A 19,157-nucleotide genomic window follows, 5' to 3' on the forward strand; every position below is an offset into this window, starting at 1 on the left:
TTTAAATTACAAGATTATTAGAACTTTTAAAGTTAGTCTCTTTGAGCAATTCTATAATCTATGTCTACATTTCCGCCTTCAGTGCAGCTGGCTGTAAACCTATAATTTGAACTAAACCATCCTACTGATGCAGAAGTATGCCCTTGTCCTCCTGGTCCTATAATATCCGCATTACTTCCATTAATTTTTATTACAACAGGATACCTTCCGTTGTTTCTAATCCAAAAATTCACAGTTGAACCATTAGATTTTTTTAAAGAGTATGTTTGAGCAAATGCAGTGCCTATATGATGTCCTGAATCAATAAACATATCGTAAGGTACAATTTCTCTGTTTCCTTGATTATTAATATTGTACAATTTTTTCTTTATCTTGATAATTAACTGTGCAAGATTCTTTTGCAAATACAGGGACTGTAAGTAAAATACAACCTAATACTATTGTTGGAACTATAGATTTCTTCATTTTATCCTCCTAAAAATATATCTGTTTTCAAACAAATTATATAAATAGTTTATTTATTACCTGTAAAAATATTGTGATGTTTTTGTAAGTTTTAAATTTATTTTATTCATTTCTTCTTGATATTACATAAACAATAAAGCAAGTTATTAAAAATACCCCGATTACAAAAATATACTTGTAAATTAAATCTGAAACTACTATTCCACTTGTAAAATACCTGTAGACATCAAAGGCTCCCATAATAACTAGTAAAATAAATAAATTTCTAAGTTGATGATTTCCCATAAATAATCTCCCTTATAAAATTTTTAAAATTTAAAACTTGGTGCCATAGATCTTTTGTGAGCTGAATTTTTGTGCATTCTGTCAATTTTTTCTTTGATTTCTTTTTCTGGAACTTTTTCTCCCCTAATATAGGAATCGAGAACATCATAAGAAAAGCCCATTTCATCTTCGTCAGTTTGTCCCACCCAAAGACCTGCTGATGGTTTTTTATTTATTATAAAATCAGGAAGTCCAAGTTCTTTAGCAACTTCAAAAATATCTGTCTTTAAAATATTTACTATTGGCATAAGATCTGCACCAGAGTCACCGTATTTTGTTGAGTAGCCAAGATACCACTCGCTGGCATTTGATGGACCAAGAACTAGGTAACCAAGGTCTTGTGCGTAGTAATAAAGTGTTGTCATCCTAAGTCTTGGTTTTATATTTGATCTTGCAAGTCTATTATCTGATGTAAAAGATGCCTTCATGAGTTCTTCAAAAGTTTTTGTAAGATCAATTGTCTTTGTTTCAAGATCAAGAGCTTCTGCAACTTTTAGGGCATCTTCTCTATCTTTATCAATGCTGTCACAAGGCATAATTAGTCCAAGAGAATTTTCTGGGAAAACTCTTTTTGCTATAGCAGCAACTACTGCTGAATCAATTCCACCTGATAGTCCAAAGATAAATCCCTTTGCACCAACTTTTTTTGCATAATCTTCTACCCATTTTACTAAATCTTCTGTAACTTTTTTATAATCCATAATATCTCCTAATAAATTATTTTTCCTTCTCTTGTTGGAAGTTCAATTTCTTCTAAGTCTTCTTTTTCAAAATTTGCACTAGTTAAATCTCTTATTTTGTCTAAAATAGATTTGTCCTCGCCAATATCAATAGTGATTTCAACCTTGTCTGTGTAATTTTCTTCTATGATTTTAAAATTTTCATTGGCAAGAAGATTTACAAGAGCACCATGAAAGGTGTAATCGTATATTATTTTTGTCCTTGTAAAATTTTTTCTAACTACTCTTTTAGCTGCATCAAGAGCCTTTACAACTGCATCGGTGTAGGCACGCACAAGTCCTCCTGCACCAAGCTTTGTTCCACCAAAATAACGAGTCACTATGACAAGGACGTTCCTCATCTCTTCTTTCTTTAAGACTTCAAGCATAGGAACTCCAGCTGTTCCAGATGGTTCTCCATCATCAGAATATCTTTGAGTTAGTCCATCTTCTCCAATGATATAGGCGTGACAATTGTGAGTTGCAGACCTCTCTTCTTCTTTTACTCTATCAAGAATATCAAGGGCTTCTTCTTCATTTTTTACAAAAAAAGCACGTCCTATAAAAATAGATTTTTTTATTTCAATTTCAGCTTTAGAATTTTTTAAAATCGAATTATACATTTACAATGTAATCCTTTACTTTTTCATATTCGCTCTCTTGAAGTCTAAGGTCTAAATAAATTCCATCATCTTCATACATAGGTTTTGCATCAAATTTTTCCACCAATTTGTAGAGAAAATCTGTGTCGTCATAGGCAAATTTTAATTTCACATCAAAATATTTTTCTTCAAGATTATCTTCTATGATTTTTAAAAGTGCATCCATGTTTTCATCTTTTTTTGCAGAAATATAAACTTTTTTATCTGGAAGAACTTTTAAAGGTAAATTTATATCATACAAATTGACCTTGTCTACCTTGTTAAAGACAGTGATAATATTTTTGTCCAAGACATCAATATCTTTTAAAATTGACATTGTAGTTTTGTACTGAATTTCTAAATCTTCACTTGATGCGTCTATTACATGAAGAATTAAATCAGAATATTTTATCTCCTCAAGAGTTGATTTAAATGCCTCGACGATTTTAGTTGGAAGTTTTGAAACAAATCCAACAGTATCAGAAATTATAAACTCACGACCAGATAATAGTCTTGCCTTTCTTGAAGAGGGGTCAAGAGTTTCAAAGAGCATATTTTTTACAGAAACTTCTCCTGAATCTTCTTCCTTTAACCTATTTAAAATAGTGGACTTGCCTGCATTTGTATAACCAACAAGTGATACAATGGGAATATTATTATTTATCCTCTTGTTTCTCGTTGTATCTCTAGTCTTTTTTGCCTTTTCAAGTTTTTCCTTAATCTTGTCGATTTCTCTTTTTAACCTTCTCCTATCAGTTTCAATGATTTGTTCACCTGGTCCTCTTGTACCAATTCCACCACCAGTTCTTGACCAACCATCTATGCCAAGAAGTCTAGGAAGTTGATACTCAAGTCTTGCAAGTTCAACTTGGAGTTTCGCCTCATAAGTAGTGGCACGAAGGCCAAAAATATCTAAAATTAAATTTGTCCTGTCAATTACCTTTTTCTTTATTCTCTTTTCCAAGTTTCTCACTTGAATACCAGATAGCTCATCATTAAAGACAACAGCATCAACTTCTAAAAGTTTTACCATTTCTTTAATTTCATCAACCTTACCTGATCCAATTAAATATTTTGGATTAAACTTATAAAGATTTTGTGTGACTTCACCCACAACTTCTGCCCCATCTGCATATACAAGCTCTGATAACTCCTTCATAGAAGTTTCCAAGCTGTGAGGGTAAGCTCCGAGGTTTGTTCCTACAATTATAACTCTCTCTAATTTTTTATTTGAATTTAAATTCTCTAAATAAACATTATCCATGACTACATTATACTACATAATGATGGGATAAAAAAACTCACATAATAGTATTTAGCTTATTAAAATGTTATAATTGTACAAAGGAGAAAGTATGAAAAACTTAGGAGAATTAAAAAGAAATATTAAAAATTTAGACAAGAAAGACAAAATAAAAATCTGGCTTTTAATTTTACTATTGATTTTTGTTTTATTAATTTCATTTTTTTCTGCACTTATTATTTCAATAATTTCAAAAACTCCTGCCACAGACTTAAATAATTTGAGCTCGTCTTTTAATCAAAGCTCCTATATTTATTCTAAGGATGGAAATTTAATCGAAAAAATTGAATCTCTTGAGTACAGAAGTCTTATTGACATTGACGATATACCAGAGGATATAAAAAATTCTTTTGTCGCCATTGAAGACCACAGATTTTATAAACACAAGGGACTAGATCCCATTGGAATTATGTCTTCAATTGCTGCAAATATAAAATCAAGATCCCTTATGCGTGGTGGATCTACAATTACTCAACAGCTAGTCCGTTCTGTATATCTTACAAATCAAAAAACTCTTGGTAGAAAAATCCAAGAAGCTTATTTATCCCTTCGAGTTGAAGAAGCTTTAAGTAAAGAAGAAATCTTAGAAGCTTATTTAAACAGAATTAATTTAGGTCAAGGATCCTACGGAATTGAAGCAGCTGCTCAAACTTATTTTTCTAAAAGTGCAGTTGATTTAAATATTGCAGAAGCAGCACTTCTTGCATCAATTCCAAAATCTCCAGCAAATTATTCACCTTTTAAGTCAGTTCCTGCTGAATATCTTGAAGATGATTTTAGAGTAATAGGAACTCGTGAAGTTGATGGAAAAGACCTCTACATGGTCTTAAATGATGATGCTTTCAAAAGACAAAAAACCGTTTTAATGAGAATGCATGAACTTGGCTACATTGACGACGCTCAATATGAAAGAGCAAAAAACTATGACATTGTGAGTGCTCTTAATCCTCGCAATTTCAAAAACCACACCATGTCTAGCTACTCAACAGACTACATAAAAAAAGAAGCTTCAAAGTATCTTGCTGATTTTTATAAGATAAGTCTTGATGAGGGTGAACACAAACTCTTTACTGGTGGCTACAAGGTTTACTCTACTATTGATGAAGAAATGCAAAAAGATTTAGAAGATAAATATGAAAATTTTCAAAATCTTCTTTTAAATTATTCTGCTTCTTCTGGTTCAAGAATGCTGGGCTTAAATTTCGATGAATCTAATAATATTATCTTTGGAGATGAAATTTTATATTTTGAAAAAAATAATATTTTAGATGAGAAATTTAATTTAGTTATTCCAAAGTCTGCCTACAATATATCATCTCATGGCGACCTCAAAATTAGAAGTTCCTACTTTAAAGACACTGGTCAAAAAATTGATATAATTGATGCTTATAATCTTTTCGATGACAAAATTTTGCGAACTTATGAGATTGGTGGACTAAAAATTGAAGATGGTGCAGCTGAACTTAAAAATAAATATTTAATTATTGACGGGCATTATTTAAAGAACTATCCAGATTTTTATAAAATCGAAAATGATAATTTAATAATTTCAAATAAATATTTTGACTATAATAAGGAGCCTGTAATTCAACCTCAATCTGCCATGATTTCTGTAGATAATGAAAGTGGTTTTGTGGATGCAATAATTGGCGGCTTAGATGTTAGGACAAAAAATGCAAAGATTTTAAATCGTGCTACTGACTCTTATAGACAAGCAGGATCTGCCCTCACACCTTTTTCTGTCTACCTTCCAGCACTTGAATCTGGAAAAAAATTATCTGATGTCTACGATGATGTACCAATGACTGTTGACGGAAACTTTTGGCCACAAAATTATTATAATTCCTTTAAGGGTCTTATGACTTTAAGACTGGCTATGGAAAATTCTTCCAATGTCATTGCAGCAAAAGTTCTTCAAGAAATTGGCAAGGAAAATGCTATAGACGTTTTGAAAAAATTTGATGTGATTGATGAAAATAATGATGATTATTTTATCACTGCAAAGGATAATAAAAAGAAAAATGATGAAAATTTAGAATCACTTGCTCTTGGAAATATGCAAGTTGGTTTAAGATTATCTGACTTATCAAAGATGTATCAAACTATTGCCAATGACGGATTATACAAAGAGGAAACAGCAATTTTAAAAATTGAAGATCCCAGTGGAAATATAATTATAGACAATTCAAATAAAAACAAGAGACTCTTTGACGAAAAGAGTTCCCATCTTTTAAAAGATGTTTTTATAAAAAATACTGATCGTGGAAATGCCAAGAATGTTCGCATAGGATCATCCGAAACTGCAGGATATCTTGGACAAAATAAAACTAATTCAGATTATTTTGTAAATGCTTTTACTAAGTCTCACACAGTTTCTTTTTGGATTGGTGCTGATTCTCCAAAGATTTCTCTTGCAGCTGATAAATCTGCAGCCATTGATATCTTTAACAAGATGTCTAAAAATTTAGCTACCAAAGAAAACTTTGACGAAGATCCATCTTATATTGTGACAAGATCTATTTCATCAAAGAGTGGAAAGCTTGCCACAAAAATGAGCGACTATGCTGGAGCATCATACAAGGAAAAATTTATTTCTGGAACTGAACCAAAGGATCATGACGATTTATTTAAAAAGTATTTAATTTGCAAAGACTCAAATAAACTTGCAAACCAATATTGTCCAAGTGAATCTGTCCTATACACTGTTCTCTTTGAGAGAAAAGAAGGATACGATGCAAAAGACCATTTTGGAATTTATCCCGATGACTACATGACCATTCCAAAGTCCTACTGCAATATCCACACAAGAGAATGGTATAATGAAAATGGAATGGATGACGAGGATGAGGATGAAGATAATAATTCTTCAAAGAAAAAAGAATCTAAAAAATCTTCAGATAAAATAAAGAAAACAAGTAAAAATAAAAATTAAAATTACTTTAAGGAGGAAATATGAAAAAATTAGCTAGTTTAATTAAATTAATTGCATTTTTTAAAGTTATAAGACCTATAAGAATTAGAAAGAGAAGAAGAAGGAGGAAGTTAAGACTTTTATCTTTACTAAATCCAAAAAGGGCTGGAAAAGTTGCTTTTCACGCTGGCAAAATAAGAATGAGAAACGAAATAAAAAGATTGTTGTACTAAGTAAATAATTTATTTTAAAATTAATTAAATATTTTAAGAATTAAAAAAGATAGCCTGTCTACTTTGACAAGCTATCTTTTCTTTTGTCTTATATTATTTTTCAATCCACTCTTTATTTTTTTCCTTTAATACTTTAAGTATGTTGTCATTTAAAACAGAAATTGTAACATCAATATCGTGCTCTTTGACAAAATCTCTAATGGTAAACACAGCAACTTCTGCAGCTTCATCTAATGGATAACCATAGATTCCTGATGATAATAAAGGAAAAACTAAGCTCTTAAAATTATTTTCAACTGCTAAATTTAGTGCAGACTTATATGCTTTTTCAAGTGTTTCCTTTTCAGCTTGGTTTCCATCAAAGTAAATTGGTCCAACTGTGTGAATAATATTTTTAGCCTTTAAATTATATCCCTTAGTTATAACAGATTCACCAGCTTTTATTGGGGCAAGTTTTTTACATTCTTCTTCCAATCTATTGTCGGCTGCTCCTGCAAAAATTTGTCCACAAACTCCTCCGCCTCTTCTAAGATCCTTATTGGCAGCATTAACAATAGCGTCAACTTGGTAATCTAGAATATTTTTCTTTTCAATTTGAAAGCTCATAATACCCCCCTTTCACTTCTTAATTACTATATACCACATTAGATTATTTTTAAAGTAGTTAAGTAAAGTTTTTTATAAATATTTTAAAAAATTTCAAGAAAAAAAAGCTAACCTAAGTTAGCCTTAAAAAATATTTTTATGCATTTTTTATATATTTATTTACTGTGTATCTTCTCATGAAAAATACCACAACTGCCAAAATTACAATCCCTATTGGAAGTGTAAGGCTTGGCTTTTCAAGTATACCTGATATTAAAAAGGCAAGGGCTGATGAAGCTCCAACACTTATTGCATAAGGAAGTTGACTTGAAACGTGGGAAATGTGATCGCAACCTGCTCCTGCTGATGACAAAATTGTCGTATCAGAAATTGGTGAGCAGTGATCTCCAAATACTGATCCAGAGAAAATTGCAGCAAGCACAACTTCAAGATAATGCATATGATTTGTGTGCATTAGGATTGGCACCATAATTGGAATTAAAATCCCAAAAGTTCCCCAAGCAGTTCCTGTAGAGAAAGATAGAAAAGCTCCCACTACAAAAATTATTGCAGGTAAAAGCCACATAGGCATTGTTGAGTTGGAAATAAGTGATGCAATATAAGATCCTGTATTTAAATATTCATCACTTGTTATTCCACCAATTGTCCATGCAAGAGATAAAATTACAATTGCAGAAACCATTGTCTTCATACCTTCCACTATTCCCTTCATAAAATCATCAAATTTTAGAAGTTTTCTTGGAATATAAAGGACAAAAGAAATTACAATGGCAAAAAATGCTCCAATAACAAGAGACAAGTTTACATTTGCATCTCCAAAGGCTGCAGCCGCTCCCACACCCTCAGAGAAAAATCCTCCAGTCTTTAACATCATCATTATAGTCACAAAAATTAAAACTACAATTGGCACTACTAAATCAAAAACTCTACCATTTTTAGAATATTCATAACCAACATCTTCTTTTTCTATAACTTTTGATGTGTCATTTAGTTCATATTTTTCCATTACTCCTATTTCAATTTCACTTGTACTGAAATACAAAATCATAAGTAAGGTTAAGATTGGATAAGCATTCATTGGTATTGTTGATAAAAATACCCTCATTGGGTTCTCAACACCAGTATCACCAATAACAGCAACAACAGATGCTGCCCAAGATGAAACGGGCGCCAAAATACAAACTGGAGCTGCACATGAATCAATTATGTGAGCAAGTTTTGCCCTAGATACCTTATTTTCATCTGTGATAGGTTTCATCACTGCTCCAACTGTCAAACAGTTAAAATAGTCATCTATAAAAATTAAAATACCCAAAAAAGCTGTGGCAAGTTTTGCCATTTTTTTACTCTTTATTTTTGTACTTGCCCATTTACCATAGGCAAAAGAACCGCCTGCCATATTCATTACCATAACAAGAGATCCAAGCATTGCCAAGAATACAAGCATAAGTGCGTTATCACCAAGCTTTGTTCCCATTAAATCAAAAACTGTTTCTAAGGCGACAATAAAATTTCCGCCAGCGTAGATAAGCCCTCCAGATATAATTCCAATTAAAAGGGAGGTTATAACTTCCTTTGTTATAAGTGCCAGAGCAATGGCAACTATTGGAGGAATTATCGATAAAATTCCAAATTCCATTTTTTCTCCTTCTTTTATTTATCTTTTTCTCTCATATTTTTCCTGTAAACATCCATTACTTCAGAAAAAATTTCTGAGCTTGACTGTGGTGTATATGTGATAGCATTTGCACCTGCTTCAATTGTTTCTAGTATATGCTCATCAGTATGACCACCAGTTGCGATAATTGGAAACTCATCTCCAAGTATCTTTCTTGTATATTTTACTAGTTCTGCAGTATTTTTGCCACCTGCAATATTTAAAACTCTTGCCCCTGCGTCAACTTTTCCCTTTATGTCATCATATTTTGTAATAACAGTGGCAATAACGGCAATATCCAAAACTTCTGATATTTGTCTTATGTTTTCATTTGTCATAGGTGCATTAACTACAACACCACTAGCTCCCATTAACTCAGCTTGAAGACCAATATTTACAGCTCTAAGTCCTGAAGTAGTTCCTCCACCTATTCCAACAAATACTGGAACTGATGCAACTTCCATTATAGCAGAAACAATTTTTAATTGTGGCGTAAAGGGATAAACTGACATAATTGCCTGAGCATTATTGTTCACAATTATGGGAATGTCATTGGTAAACATAAGAGATTTTATTCTCTTTCCCATGAAATTTATTCCACTGGCCCTATAAGTTACTTCAGGCACAGAAACTTGTCTTCTTCTAAGTTCAGTTTCAATTGATGGTACAAATTTCTTTTTCTTATCTATATTTTCAAAATTTTTTTCAATATTTTCCATATTTCCTCCAAAATAATAATATTTATATTAATTTAAAAGTATTTTTGCAAGAATGTCAATTTAAATTTTACTTTATATAAAAATTATGATTATGTGCTATACTTTTCTTAGAAGAACTTTGAAAGGAGTTATAAATTGTCTGGCAAATTAAAAATCCCTGGATTTGAATTTGAAAATTGTAAAAACAAAGTTTCCTATTCAATTTATCATGAAAATAAACCCATAAAATTGACAGAAGAAATGACAAAAAATCTTGAATACTTACTTTGGTATGTACCAAATATAAATTCAACTCAGTCACAAGAAAATGAACTAACCTCTTCTCTTTCTTTTGAAAATTTTGTCTTTGGAATAATAAAAAATTATATGGCTCTAGAAAATAAGGATGTGGCTTTTTTAAATTCCATTGACGATGAAATAGTAAAATTTTATGACAAAAAAATCTGTCCTCATTCACAAAAAATTATCCTTACGAAACAAGATAATGAATCAAAGACCGACTCTCTTTTGCGTCATATAAGAAATTCACTAGCACATGGAACTTTTAATATAGTTGATGGAATGTTAGTGGGATTTGATTACAAATTTGGAGCCCATGGCAAAAATATTTGTACGGGTATATTTAAAATATTTCCAAAAAATTTATTGAAGGGTCTTTCTAGTTTAGATGAAGAAGTTACAACAGAGAGTCTTGCCCAAATTGCCCTACAAAGAACAGGATACACCCTAGAGCGTTTTAGAAATGAAAGAGAAGATATTTTCTTTGACTTTTATGTAAAGAAGGGCAAAAAGAGATATGCTCTTGAAATTAAAAAATATAAAGATATAGAAGTTTTGCCTGAAGAAGAAGTTAAAAAATTGTTAAATAAGTTTTCAAATTTATATGAAAATATAATTCCAGTTTTATTTATCAACACTTCTTTCTTGAAAAAGGAAACTAAGGAAAAATTGAAAAAGGAAAAAGTTATAATTTTGGACATAAAAAATATTTTAAAAATGTTAGATGGAAGAGATATTCTAGCTGAAATAGATGAATTAAAATAGGATGCCGAGTAAATCAGCATCCTTAATTTTTTATAAAATAAATTGTAACAAATATGCCAATAATGTTGGCAAGGTAAAATTTCTTCTCACGAGTTTTGTGATGAAAAATTTTCATTCCAATAAGTCCACCAAATCCTGCCATGATTGAAAGGGTCAAGAGAGTTTTTTCACTTATTCTCCACAAGTCGTGCTTTGCCTTGTACTTGTCTATGCCGTACAAAATAAAGTTTATTAGGTTTAAAATTAAAAATATATAATTATTTTCCAAACAAATCATCCTCAACTCATAATCTATAATTTTATAATATCACAAATTGAGAATTAAAAATAAACTATTTTATGTGAAACTTCATTCCATCATCTCAAAAGAAGCAGCACCTCCTTCAAATTTTTCATTTTTTAGTCTTTCAATTAAGTTGTCAAAGTCTTCTTGGCTCTTCTTATAATCATCTACTTCTTTCCCATACTTGATTTTCAAAGCTTCATTGGCAAGGTCCTTGTCAATGAAACGAAAGTATAAGTCTTCTCCTGAATACCTAACTTCTTCGGCATCAGTTAAGATGAGTAGGACTACTCCATTTATAAATCCTGTCTTGAAGGACTCATCTTTGCTTATGTCAGGCTCTCCACTTACTTTAATTTCTAGATTCTTATTTCTTACCTTATAATCTTCAAGCTTATAAGGTCTCCAGTCAATGCTTCCAACTAATTTATTTAGCCCCCCTTCATCAGATAAATCTGTCTTCATAGAGTAGAGAGATCTATTGCCACAAGCTGATAAAAATAAAATTGTGATTAGGAAAATAAGAGATATTTTAAATAATTTTTTCATAAAAATCGCTCCCTGTTTATTACTTTATCTAATTATATAACAAAATTATTTTTTTTCAAAAAATTCCATAAAAAATCTGCCAAGTTTCCCTGGCAGATAAATAAATTTTTATTAAAATACAGAAACGTAAGAATCTTTTTTATCTAAGATAAGCATGTGACCAGGTGCGTGAGTAATCATAATTTCTGGTTTAGACGCCATAGCAACAGCTTGAGGTGTTACTCCACAAGCCCAAAATACTGGCACTTCTCCATCTTTAATTTCACTTCTTTCGCCAAAATCTGGTTTGTCTATATCTTTTATTCCAATAACTGATGGGTCACCAATATGAATTGGAGCACCATGTGTTGCTGGGAATCTTGCAGTAACAGTTGTCGCCCTTACAATATCCTTATATGGAATTGGTCGCATTGATACAACTGTATTTCCATGAAAAATTCCAGCTGGTTCTGTTTCTATGTTTGTTATATACATTGGAACATTGTGCTCGTCTTCAATGTGTCTTACTGGGACATCTGCTTCAAGCATTGCCTTTTCAAAAGAGAAAGAACATCCTATGACAAAAGTAACAAAGTCATCTTGCCATACATCTTTTAGGTCCTTAACTTCTTCTACAAATTCACCATTTTTATAAATCCTATATCTTGGCACATCAGTCCTAATATCAGCTCCATCAGCCATAATTTTTGTTAAAGGACTTCCTTCGTCTAAAACTTCAAGAATTGGACATGGTTTTGGATTTCTTTGTGCAAAAAGTAAGAAGTCATAGGCATATTTTTTTGGAAGAATTGCAAGATTTGCTTGTAAATATCCTTCACTCATACCTGAAGTTGGAAGGTCAACTTCTCCCTTTCTAATGAGTTCTCTAACTTCTTTGGGATGCATTTTTCCTAGTTCACTTAATTTCATATTACAGACTCCTTCTTTATTGTTTCAAATTTATTCCTGTAATCTAAAGTTAATTTTTGAGCCTCTTCTATTGTAACTTCTTGGAAAAGAATCTTATCCAAGAAAGACACTTGTGCAAGCTTTGGAAGGTCTGGAGTTATTACATTTGCAATTTTTGTATAACCTCCAGTAGTTTGTCTATCTGCAACAAGAATAATTGGTTGACCATTAGCTGGAACTTGAATTGAGCCAAAGTTAGTACCATCAGAAATAATATCTGCAGTTTCTTTGTGTTCTATTGCAGTTCCTTTAAGTCTAATTCCCATTCTGTCAAAATCTTTAGTCACTTGGTAACCACCTGATCTACATAGATCGTGGATTCCCTTTTCTGTAAAGTAGTCATCTTGAGGTCCAAGAACAACTCTTAAAACATTACAGTGATTAAACTTAGGAAGATACTTTTCTGGTATTCTTCTCATTGTTTTTTCTTTGGACTTTTTAATATCAAGGGTATCTTTTGCCTTTAAAGCTCTACCACTAATTCCACCCATCTTTGTCTTTATGTGAGTTGACTTAGATCCATTTACTAGTGGAACATCAATAGATCCACCAAAAGCAATATATCCCCTTACACCTTCATTTACTTTTCCAAATTGTAGGGTGTCTCCAGCCTTAACCTTAATGGTTTCAAACATTGGAGCTGGTGTGCCATTTATCTTTGGATTCATATCTGAACCTGTTATTGCAAGTGTCATATCTTCGTTAAACTTTAAAGTTGGTCCAAAATATGTCATTTCAAGAACAGCTTCATCAAGATTATTTCCAACTAATATATTTGCAAGTCTAAAGTTGTAATCATCCATGACACCTGATGTAGGAATACCTAATTCTTGATAGCCATATCTACCAGAATCTTGAATTGTTGTGAGAATCCCACCATTCATTACATCGATACTACTCATGAAGATCACCTCTCTTTACTTTCTTAATTGAAACTTTAAATGTGTCATTTTCCACTTCTTTTTTAATTCTGTCATATTCCTTTTGGTCAATTGGGACATATCTAATATAGTCACCAGCTTGTATAAATACAGGTGGTTCCTTAGTATCATCAAAAAGTTTAAGTGGAGTTCTTCCTATTAGTTGCCATCCTCCAGGAGATTCTAGTGGATACATACCAGTTTGAGAGCCGGCTATACCTACAGAACCTGGATCAATTTTAAGTCTAGGACTTTTTAATCTTGGAGTTGCAATTCTTTCGTCAAGTCCACCAAGATAAGTAAATCCTGGAATAAAGCCCATCATGTAAACTAAATAATCTGTTCCAGAGTGAATTTTTATAACTTCTTCTTCTGATAATTTTGCATTTTTAGCAACAAAATCAATATCTGGACCATATTCTCCACCATAAAGTGTAGGGATTTCAATTAGTCTAACTTCATCACTTTGTTTATTTGAATCAGCCTTGCTAAGTCCCTTTAGGATATCCATCATTTCACCATAGGAAATTTTTACAGGGTCATAGTTAATTAAGATAGACCTATAAGTTGGTAAAATGTCTAGGATTCCGTCAATTTTTTTGTTTTTTAAATTTTCTACAACTGCTGCAATTCTGGCGTTAATTTCTTTTTCAATTGTGTCGCCAAATTCCATAACTATGGCAGAATCACCAGCAGTTAGAAATTTTATTTTATCATACATTTTTTGCTCCTAACGTCATCTCTTTACTTAACCAAATAGTTTTCCAACGTTTGCTATTACAGTTTGAATTCCCATGAAAGCAGTTACTGCTACTACGATCCATCCTAGAATATATAGTACATTTGAGTGTACATAATCGCCAACGATTTTCTTGTTCTTAGAAGCAAGTAGAATTACTGCAAGTGTAATTGGAAGGATAAATCCGTTAAGTGTTCCAACTACTACTAGTAGTGTTTGAGGTTGTCCAATAAAGATAAACATAATTGTAGATAGTACGATAAAGGCAATTGTAACCATGTTTTCGTGGTCAGCTACAAATTTAAATAAAGTCTTTAGGAAAGATACTGATGTATAAGCTGCACCTACTACAGAAGTGAAGGCTGCTGCTGCAAATACAAAACCAAATATCTTATAACCAACAACACCTGAAGCAGCTAAGAAAGAAGATGCTGCAATATTATCAGGATCAATTTGAGCGTTTGTCATCTTAGTAACACCAAGAATAGCAAGGAATAATAAAACTCTTACTATAAAAGCAACACCAATACCTAGTGATGCTGATTTATTTACTTCTGAAAGATTTTCTTCTCCAGTGATTCCAGCATCAATAAGTCTGTGTCCACCTGAGAATATAATATAACCACCAACAGTTCCACCAATTAGTGTAAGAGTTGGAGAAACAATGCTATTAAATCCACCAACAGGGTTAACTGAAGCTTTAAGAGCTTCTCCAACAGGAGGTTGTGTTTTAATTGCTACAAAGGCAATTAAAATAATCATAAGTGCTCCAAGCACTTGAGTTACTCTATCCATAATTGAAGATGCAGATTTTGATGAGAATAAAATAATACCGATAACACCACCAATTGCTGCTCCAATTTTTACGTCAATGCCAAAGATAACATTAAGTCCAAGTCCAGCTCCACCAACGTTACCTATGTTAAATGCCAAGCCACCTAGGGCTACAAGAAAGGCAATTACATAACCAAGTCCTGGCAATACATTGTTGGCAATGTCTTGACCTCTCATCTTAGAAACTGCTATAACTCTCCAAACATTAAGTTGTGCTATATAAGAGAATATAATTGAAATTAAAATTACTGCTGCAAAGTCTGCTCCAATATTTGTAGTAAATGTAGCAGTTTGAGTCATAAATCCTGGTCCTACGGCAGAAGTTGCCATCAGGAATGCCGCACCTAAAAGAACGGACATATTAGTTTTATTTTTACTCATTTTGTCCTCCTAATATTATAAGAAACTAATTAAAGGTTTTATTTCAATACCTTCAGCCTTTAAACCTTCGCGAATATTTTTAACAAATTCTAGAGCTTCTGGATTATCTCCGTGAACACAAATTGAATCTGCAACTATATCGATTTCCTTACCATTTGCAGTTACAACTTTGTTTTCTTTTATCATTTTTACCACTCTAGGAATTGCTTCCTTTGGATCTTTTACAAAAGCTCCTGGTAGAGATCTATTTACTAAAGTTCCGTCTTCGTTGTATCCCCTATCAGCGAAAACTTCTTGAGCAACTCTGAGTCCTCTTCTCTTACCTTCTTTAGCTATGTATGAACCACTTAGAACCATTAAAATTAAGTCCTTGTCGAATTCTTCAACTGCATCTAAGATTGCGTTTGCAAGCTCTTCGTCATTACAAGCTGTGTTGTAAAATGCACCGTGAAGTTTCATATGTTGAAGTTTTTTTCCATGAGCTTTGGCAAAGGCACTAAGAGCTCCAACTTGATAAAGCATATATGCTCTTGCTTCTTCAGGCTTTACTGCCATTTTTCTTCTACCAAATCCCATTAAATCTGGGTATCCTGGGTGAGCGCCAATTTCAACACCATTATCAGCAGCTGCCTTGCATGTTGCATCCATGATTAGTGGATCTCCAGCGTGGTAGCCACAAGCGCAGTTAATACTAGTAACATATTTTACAATCTCTTGGTCCATTCCCATCTTATAGGCACCAAATGATTCACCGATGTCACTGTTTAAATCTACAAAGTATTGCATCTATTTCCTCCTTTTTCTAAATAAACTATTGCAATAACGTATTTAAATTATAATCTAAAAAAGACAATTATGCAAACATTGTCTTTTCTAAAAGTTAAGTACTTTTTTGTAAAAATCCCATAAAAAAAGAGGCTTAAAGCCTCTTTTACACGATTTCATCTAGTATCTTGATAATGTGTTTTTTATACTCAATAAATTTTTTATCTTCAAAAAAATTCTCATCAAAATTTTCTTGTACTTCAATTTCATCAACTATGCTTCCTGGATTTTTGCCCAAAATATAAATTCTATCTGATAGCTTTATCGCTTCTTCTATATCATGACTTATAAAAATTGTGGAAATTCCAATTTCACTAATAATACTTTTGTACCACTTGTGGATTGACGCCTTAGTTATTGCATCTAGGGCAGAAAAAGGTTCATCCAGTAATGCAACTTCTTTTGAAAAAACATAAGTCCTAAGAAGAGCTGCACGCTGAGCCATTCCACCAGAAAGCTGAGCTGGATATTTTTCTTCATATCCACTAAGACCAAAACCTTTAAAAAGTCCACGAACTTTTTCACGAGCAACTTTTTTCTTTTCTCCACGCAAAATTAGAGGAAGTGAAACATTATCTATTATTGTCATATAAGGAAGAAGAAGATCCTTTTGAAGCATATAAGAAACTTTTCCTGCTTTAGCAGTTATGTCCTCTCCCTTTAAATAAACTTTGCCAGAGTCAGCTTTTAATAGACCAGCAATTATATTAAATAAAGTTGTCTTTCCACTTCCAGAAACTCCAACAAGAGAAACTAACTCTCCCTTATTTAATCTTATATTGATATCTTTTAAAACAAGTTTATCTCCAAAAGACTTGTTGACATTTTCGACTCTTAAAATTTCTGATTTGCCACTCATTTTAATTTTTCAGGATTTACAAAATCATTAGTGAAACCAAAGTCCTTTGGAATTTCTCTATCAATTAATTTATTTTTCCACAACCAAGCGTAGAAATTATTCCATCTTTCTGCATCAATTTCGCCAAAGTAATTTGCATCATCTTGGTATTTGTCAGCAATATATTCCATAGCCTTGATTGTGTAATCTTTATCAAGTTCTGGATTTAACTTTACAAGAATTTCTGCTGCTTCTTTAGGATTTTCTGCTGCATATTCATAGCCTTTAGAGAAAGCACGCATAAATCTTTTTGCTACATCTTCTTTATTTTTTAAGAAATCATTATTGGCAATTAGAATTGGTGTGTAATAATCAAAAATTGGGTTTATATCTTTAAAAGCAAAATAATTAATTGGAACATTTTCCATTTCAGCTCTTACGCCATCTACTGGGTAGAAAATCCAAACTGTGTCAATATCCTTTCCTTGGATTGCTGCAATATTATTGGTTACATCGCCAGGAACTAAGTTTACCTTGGAGAAATCTCCACCATCATCTTCTACAACTTGTTTTAAAATTGCCTGTTCAATGGGAAGTCCCCAAGTTGAGTGATTGTGATTTTCCATATCTTTAGCTTTTTCAATATTTTTGTCTTTTGCAGAGAAAATGCCTGAAGTGTTGTGATTTATTATTGCAGCAACAGCTGTAACTGGAAGTGGCTTTTCACTTGCAAAAGCTGGAGCAATTGTATCTTGAAAAGATACTCCAAAATCAGCCTTTCCTGATGCAACAAGAGCTTCAGCACCATTTGCTGGCGGTTGATTTACTTCAACTTCTATTCCTTCATCTGCAAAAAATCCCTTGTCCATGGCAACATAAAGTCCTGCGTGATTTACATTTGGATCCCAATCAAGTAAGAAGCTAACTTTTTCTGTTGGGACGTCTTTCTTTTCTTCAGCTTTTTTATTTTCAGCCTTGCCACAAGCTGTTAGCATAAGACCTGCTAAAATTAAAACTAATAATTTTTTTAAATTTTTCATTTTTCCTCCATCCACGGCATCATCTTTTTTTGTAAAAATCCAACTAATTTCATCAATAAAAGAGAAATTGCCGAAATTAAAAATATAACTGCAAACATTTTGTCAAAGGAATAGTTTTTTTGGACTCTTATCATATAGACCCCTAGTCCCTTGTAACCTCCAAGCCATTCAGCTATTACTGCTCCTACAACAGAATAAGAAACTGCTATTTTAAAAGCAGAGAAAAAATTCCCCAGACTTTCTGGCAGTTTGATGTATTTATAAATTTCATACTTATTTGCACCCATTGCCTTTAATAATTTTATTTTGTCCCTATCCACCTCTTTAAATGCCTCAAGAAGAGAAACAGCAACTGGAAAAAATGTGACAATTACAATAAGTGTAATCTTTGGTGCTATGCCATAGCCCATCCAGAGAACAAGTAGTGGCGCAATTGCAACTGTTGGAACTGTTTGTGTCAGAACTAAAATTGGATAAATAGCAGAATAAATAGTATCTGATAAATCCATTAAGAGTGCTGCAATAAAACCAAGGCTAACTCCAACAAATAAACCTAAAAAAGCTTCTGTAAGTGTAGTGCCTAAGTGAGATAAAATTGTTGGAAAATCTGTAACAAAAGCTTTAATTACATCAAGGGGTTCTGGCAATAAATAAGGCCCCACAATCCCCCTAGTAGTTACAAAATGCCAAATAACTAAAATGACTATTATCAAAGAAGCTGCTGAGATATTATCCTTGATACTTGCCTGTTTTTTCTTCAATTGTCAAAATCCCTTTCTCAGAATAAAAAGTCTTAGAATAACAAGCTACTTGTTCTGAAATTTCTCCTGATAATTTTACACAGTTTTTTAAAATTTCAAAGGCCTTGTCAAAGTCATCGAGTTCTATAACTGTTTCAAAGGGAGTAACCACATAAGTTACATTTTCACTTTGGATATATTCTATAACCTTATCTACTACTTCAACAATAGATTCTGATGTTCCTTCTTTTGTAGTAGGTAAAATTTGTATTGCTATTGAAATTTTCATATTAACCTCCTTGTTAAAAAATACAATAAAAAAAGCCTCCACAAATAGAGGCAGCTTTCCCTAGACAGCATTACCTGTCCCGGTTCAAAGGGTTTAAGGATAAACCTAATCTCAGCATGCGCTCCCCTGACAAGTTAATTATAGACATA

The 19,157-nt window shown here is 32.3% G+C and carries 22 protein-coding genes; 3 read left to right on the plus strand and 19 right to left on the minus strand.

The genetic code is table 11. The features are described from left to right. Positions 1 to 32: 32 nt before the first annotated feature. From BN3657_RS01305 to hflX, 5 genes are all read right to left on the minus strand, one after another. A complete protein-coding gene (locus tag BN3657_RS01305) occupies positions 33 to 359 on the minus strand; it encodes a hypothetical protein (RefSeq protein WP_062551447.1) in 327 nt (108 codons plus the stop codon). A 208-nt stretch (positions 360 to 567) separates the two neighbouring features. Further along, positions 568 to 750 carry a hypothetical protein gene (locus tag BN3657_RS01310; RefSeq protein WP_062551448.1) on the minus strand — a complete coding sequence of 61 codons (183 nt, stop codon included), beginning with the start codon at positions 748 to 750 and terminating at the stop codon, positions 568 to 570. A gap of 23 nt (positions 751 to 773) precedes the next feature. Further along, entirely contained in the window at positions 774 to 1,490 is a 717-nt protein-coding gene (gene nadE, locus BN3657_RS01315) for an NAD(+) synthase (RefSeq protein ID WP_062551449.1), read from the minus strand. Between the two features lie 8 nt (positions 1,491 to 1,498). Beyond that, complete coding sequence (locus BN3657_RS01320; RefSeq protein ID WP_062551450.1) at positions 1,499 to 2,131, minus strand: YigZ family protein; 633 nt, start codon at positions 2,129 to 2,131, stop codon at positions 1,499 to 1,501. Beyond that, positions 2,124 to 3,413, minus strand: coding sequence for a GTPase HflX (hflX, locus tag BN3657_RS01325; protein WP_062551451.1), 1,290 nt, complete (start codon positions 3,411 to 3,413; stop codon positions 2,124 to 2,126). Before hflX ends, BN3657_RS01320 begins: the two co-directional genes overlap by 8 nt. 91 nt (positions 3,414 to 3,504) lie before the next feature. On the opposite strand from hflX, the gene BN3657_RS01330 reads away from it, so the two are divergent. After that, positions 3,505 to 6,384 carry a transglycosylase domain-containing protein gene (locus BN3657_RS01330; RefSeq protein WP_062551452.1) on the plus strand — a complete coding sequence of 960 codons (2,880 nt, stop codon included), beginning with the start codon at positions 3,505 to 3,507 and terminating at the stop codon, positions 6,382 to 6,384. A 20-nt stretch (positions 6,385 to 6,404) separates the two neighbouring features. Beyond that, complete coding sequence (locus tag BN3657_RS01335; RefSeq protein WP_062551453.1) at positions 6,405 to 6,596, plus strand: hypothetical protein; 192 nt, start codon at positions 6,405 to 6,407, stop codon at positions 6,594 to 6,596. 93 nt (positions 6,597 to 6,689) lie between these two features. Here BN3657_RS01335 and BN3657_RS01340 read toward each other — a convergent pair whose 3' ends face one another. From BN3657_RS01340 to BN3657_RS01350, 3 genes are all read right to left on the minus strand, one after another. Further along, positions 6,690 to 7,202 (minus strand): macro domain-containing protein, encoded by a 513-nt coding sequence (locus tag BN3657_RS01340; RefSeq protein WP_062551454.1) that lies wholly within the window; start codon positions 7,200 to 7,202, stop codon positions 6,690 to 6,692. A 136-nt stretch (positions 7,203 to 7,338) separates the two neighbouring features. Then, positions 7,339 to 8,841 (minus strand): Na+/H+ antiporter NhaC family protein, encoded by a 1,503-nt coding sequence (locus BN3657_RS01345; RefSeq protein ID WP_062551455.1) that lies wholly within the window; start codon positions 8,839 to 8,841, stop codon positions 7,339 to 7,341. A 14-nt stretch (positions 8,842 to 8,855) separates the two neighbouring features. Further along, positions 8,856 to 9,578: a beta/alpha barrel domain-containing protein gene (locus BN3657_RS01350; RefSeq protein WP_062551456.1), complete on the minus strand. Its 723-nt coding sequence runs from the start codon at positions 9,576 to 9,578 to the stop codon at positions 8,856 to 8,858. Between the two features lie 135 nt (positions 9,579 to 9,713). Between BN3657_RS01350 and BN3657_RS01355 the strand changes: the two genes are divergently transcribed. Further along, on the plus strand, positions 9,714 to 10,622 hold the full coding sequence (locus BN3657_RS01355) for a restriction endonuclease (protein WP_062551457.1): 909 nt from the start codon (positions 9,714 to 9,716) through the stop codon (positions 10,620 to 10,622). Positions 10,623 to 10,644: 22 nt separating this feature from the next. Here BN3657_RS01355 and BN3657_RS01360 read toward each other — a convergent pair whose 3' ends face one another. The 11 genes from BN3657_RS01360 to BN3657_RS01410 form a co-directional block, all read right to left on the minus strand. After that, positions 10,645 to 10,890 (minus strand): DUF1294 domain-containing protein, encoded by a 246-nt coding sequence (locus BN3657_RS01360; protein ID WP_019138602.1) that lies wholly within the window; start codon positions 10,888 to 10,890, stop codon positions 10,645 to 10,647. A gap of 81 nt (positions 10,891 to 10,971) precedes the next feature. After that, positions 10,972 to 11,454, minus strand: coding sequence for a hypothetical protein (locus BN3657_RS01365; protein WP_062551458.1), 483 nt, complete (start codon positions 11,452 to 11,454; stop codon positions 10,972 to 10,974). Positions 11,455 to 11,565: 111 nt separating this feature from the next. Then, positions 11,566 to 12,363: a putative hydro-lyase gene (locus BN3657_RS01370; RefSeq protein ID WP_062551459.1), complete on the minus strand. Its 798-nt coding sequence runs from the start codon at positions 12,361 to 12,363 to the stop codon at positions 11,566 to 11,568. Continuing rightward, on the minus strand, positions 12,360 to 13,304 hold the full coding sequence (locus BN3657_RS01375; RefSeq protein WP_062551460.1) for a 5-oxoprolinase subunit C family protein: 945 nt from the start codon (positions 13,302 to 13,304) through the stop codon (positions 12,360 to 12,362). The genes BN3657_RS01370 and BN3657_RS01375 overlap by 4 nt, the downstream gene beginning before the upstream one ends. Next, positions 13,297 to 14,043, minus strand: coding sequence for a 5-oxoprolinase subunit PxpB (gene pxpB / locus BN3657_RS01380; protein ID WP_062551461.1), 747 nt, complete (start codon positions 14,041 to 14,043; stop codon positions 13,297 to 13,299). Before pxpB ends, BN3657_RS01375 begins: the two co-directional genes overlap by 8 nt. Before the next feature lie 27 nt (positions 14,044 to 14,070). Continuing rightward, positions 14,071 to 15,276: an NRAMP family divalent metal transporter gene (locus BN3657_RS01385; protein ID WP_062551462.1), complete on the minus strand. Its 1,206-nt coding sequence runs from the start codon at positions 15,274 to 15,276 to the stop codon at positions 14,071 to 14,073. 15 nt (positions 15,277 to 15,291) lie between these two features. After that, positions 15,292 to 16,062 (minus strand): LamB/YcsF family protein, encoded by a 771-nt coding sequence (locus BN3657_RS01390; protein ID WP_019138608.1) that lies wholly within the window; start codon positions 16,060 to 16,062, stop codon positions 15,292 to 15,294. Between the two features lie 145 nt (positions 16,063 to 16,207). Next, entirely contained in the window at positions 16,208 to 16,960 is a 753-nt protein-coding gene (locus tag BN3657_RS01395) for an ABC transporter ATP-binding protein (RefSeq protein ID WP_062551463.1), read from the minus strand. Then, positions 16,957 to 17,979, minus strand: a complete 1,023-nt coding sequence (locus BN3657_RS01400; RefSeq protein ID WP_062551464.1) for an ABC transporter substrate-binding protein — start codon at positions 17,977 to 17,979, stop codon at positions 16,957 to 16,959. The genes BN3657_RS01395 and BN3657_RS01400 overlap by 4 nt, the downstream gene beginning before the upstream one ends. After that, entirely contained in the window at positions 17,976 to 18,740 is a 765-nt protein-coding gene (locus BN3657_RS01405) for an ABC transporter permease (protein WP_062551465.1), read from the minus strand. The genes BN3657_RS01400 and BN3657_RS01405 overlap by 4 nt, the downstream gene beginning before the upstream one ends. Next, positions 18,709 to 19,008 (minus strand): thiamine-binding protein, encoded by a 300-nt coding sequence (locus tag BN3657_RS01410; RefSeq protein WP_019138612.1) that lies wholly within the window; start codon positions 19,006 to 19,008, stop codon positions 18,709 to 18,711. Before BN3657_RS01410 ends, BN3657_RS01405 begins: the two co-directional genes overlap by 32 nt. Positions 19,009 to 19,157 lie beyond the last annotated feature (149 nt).

Source organism: Peptoniphilus phoceensis (genome assembly GCF_001517665.2).
In the GTDB taxonomy this organism is placed as follows: Bacteria; Bacillota; Clostridia; order Tissierellales; family Peptoniphilaceae; genus Peptoniphilus_A; species Peptoniphilus_A timonensis.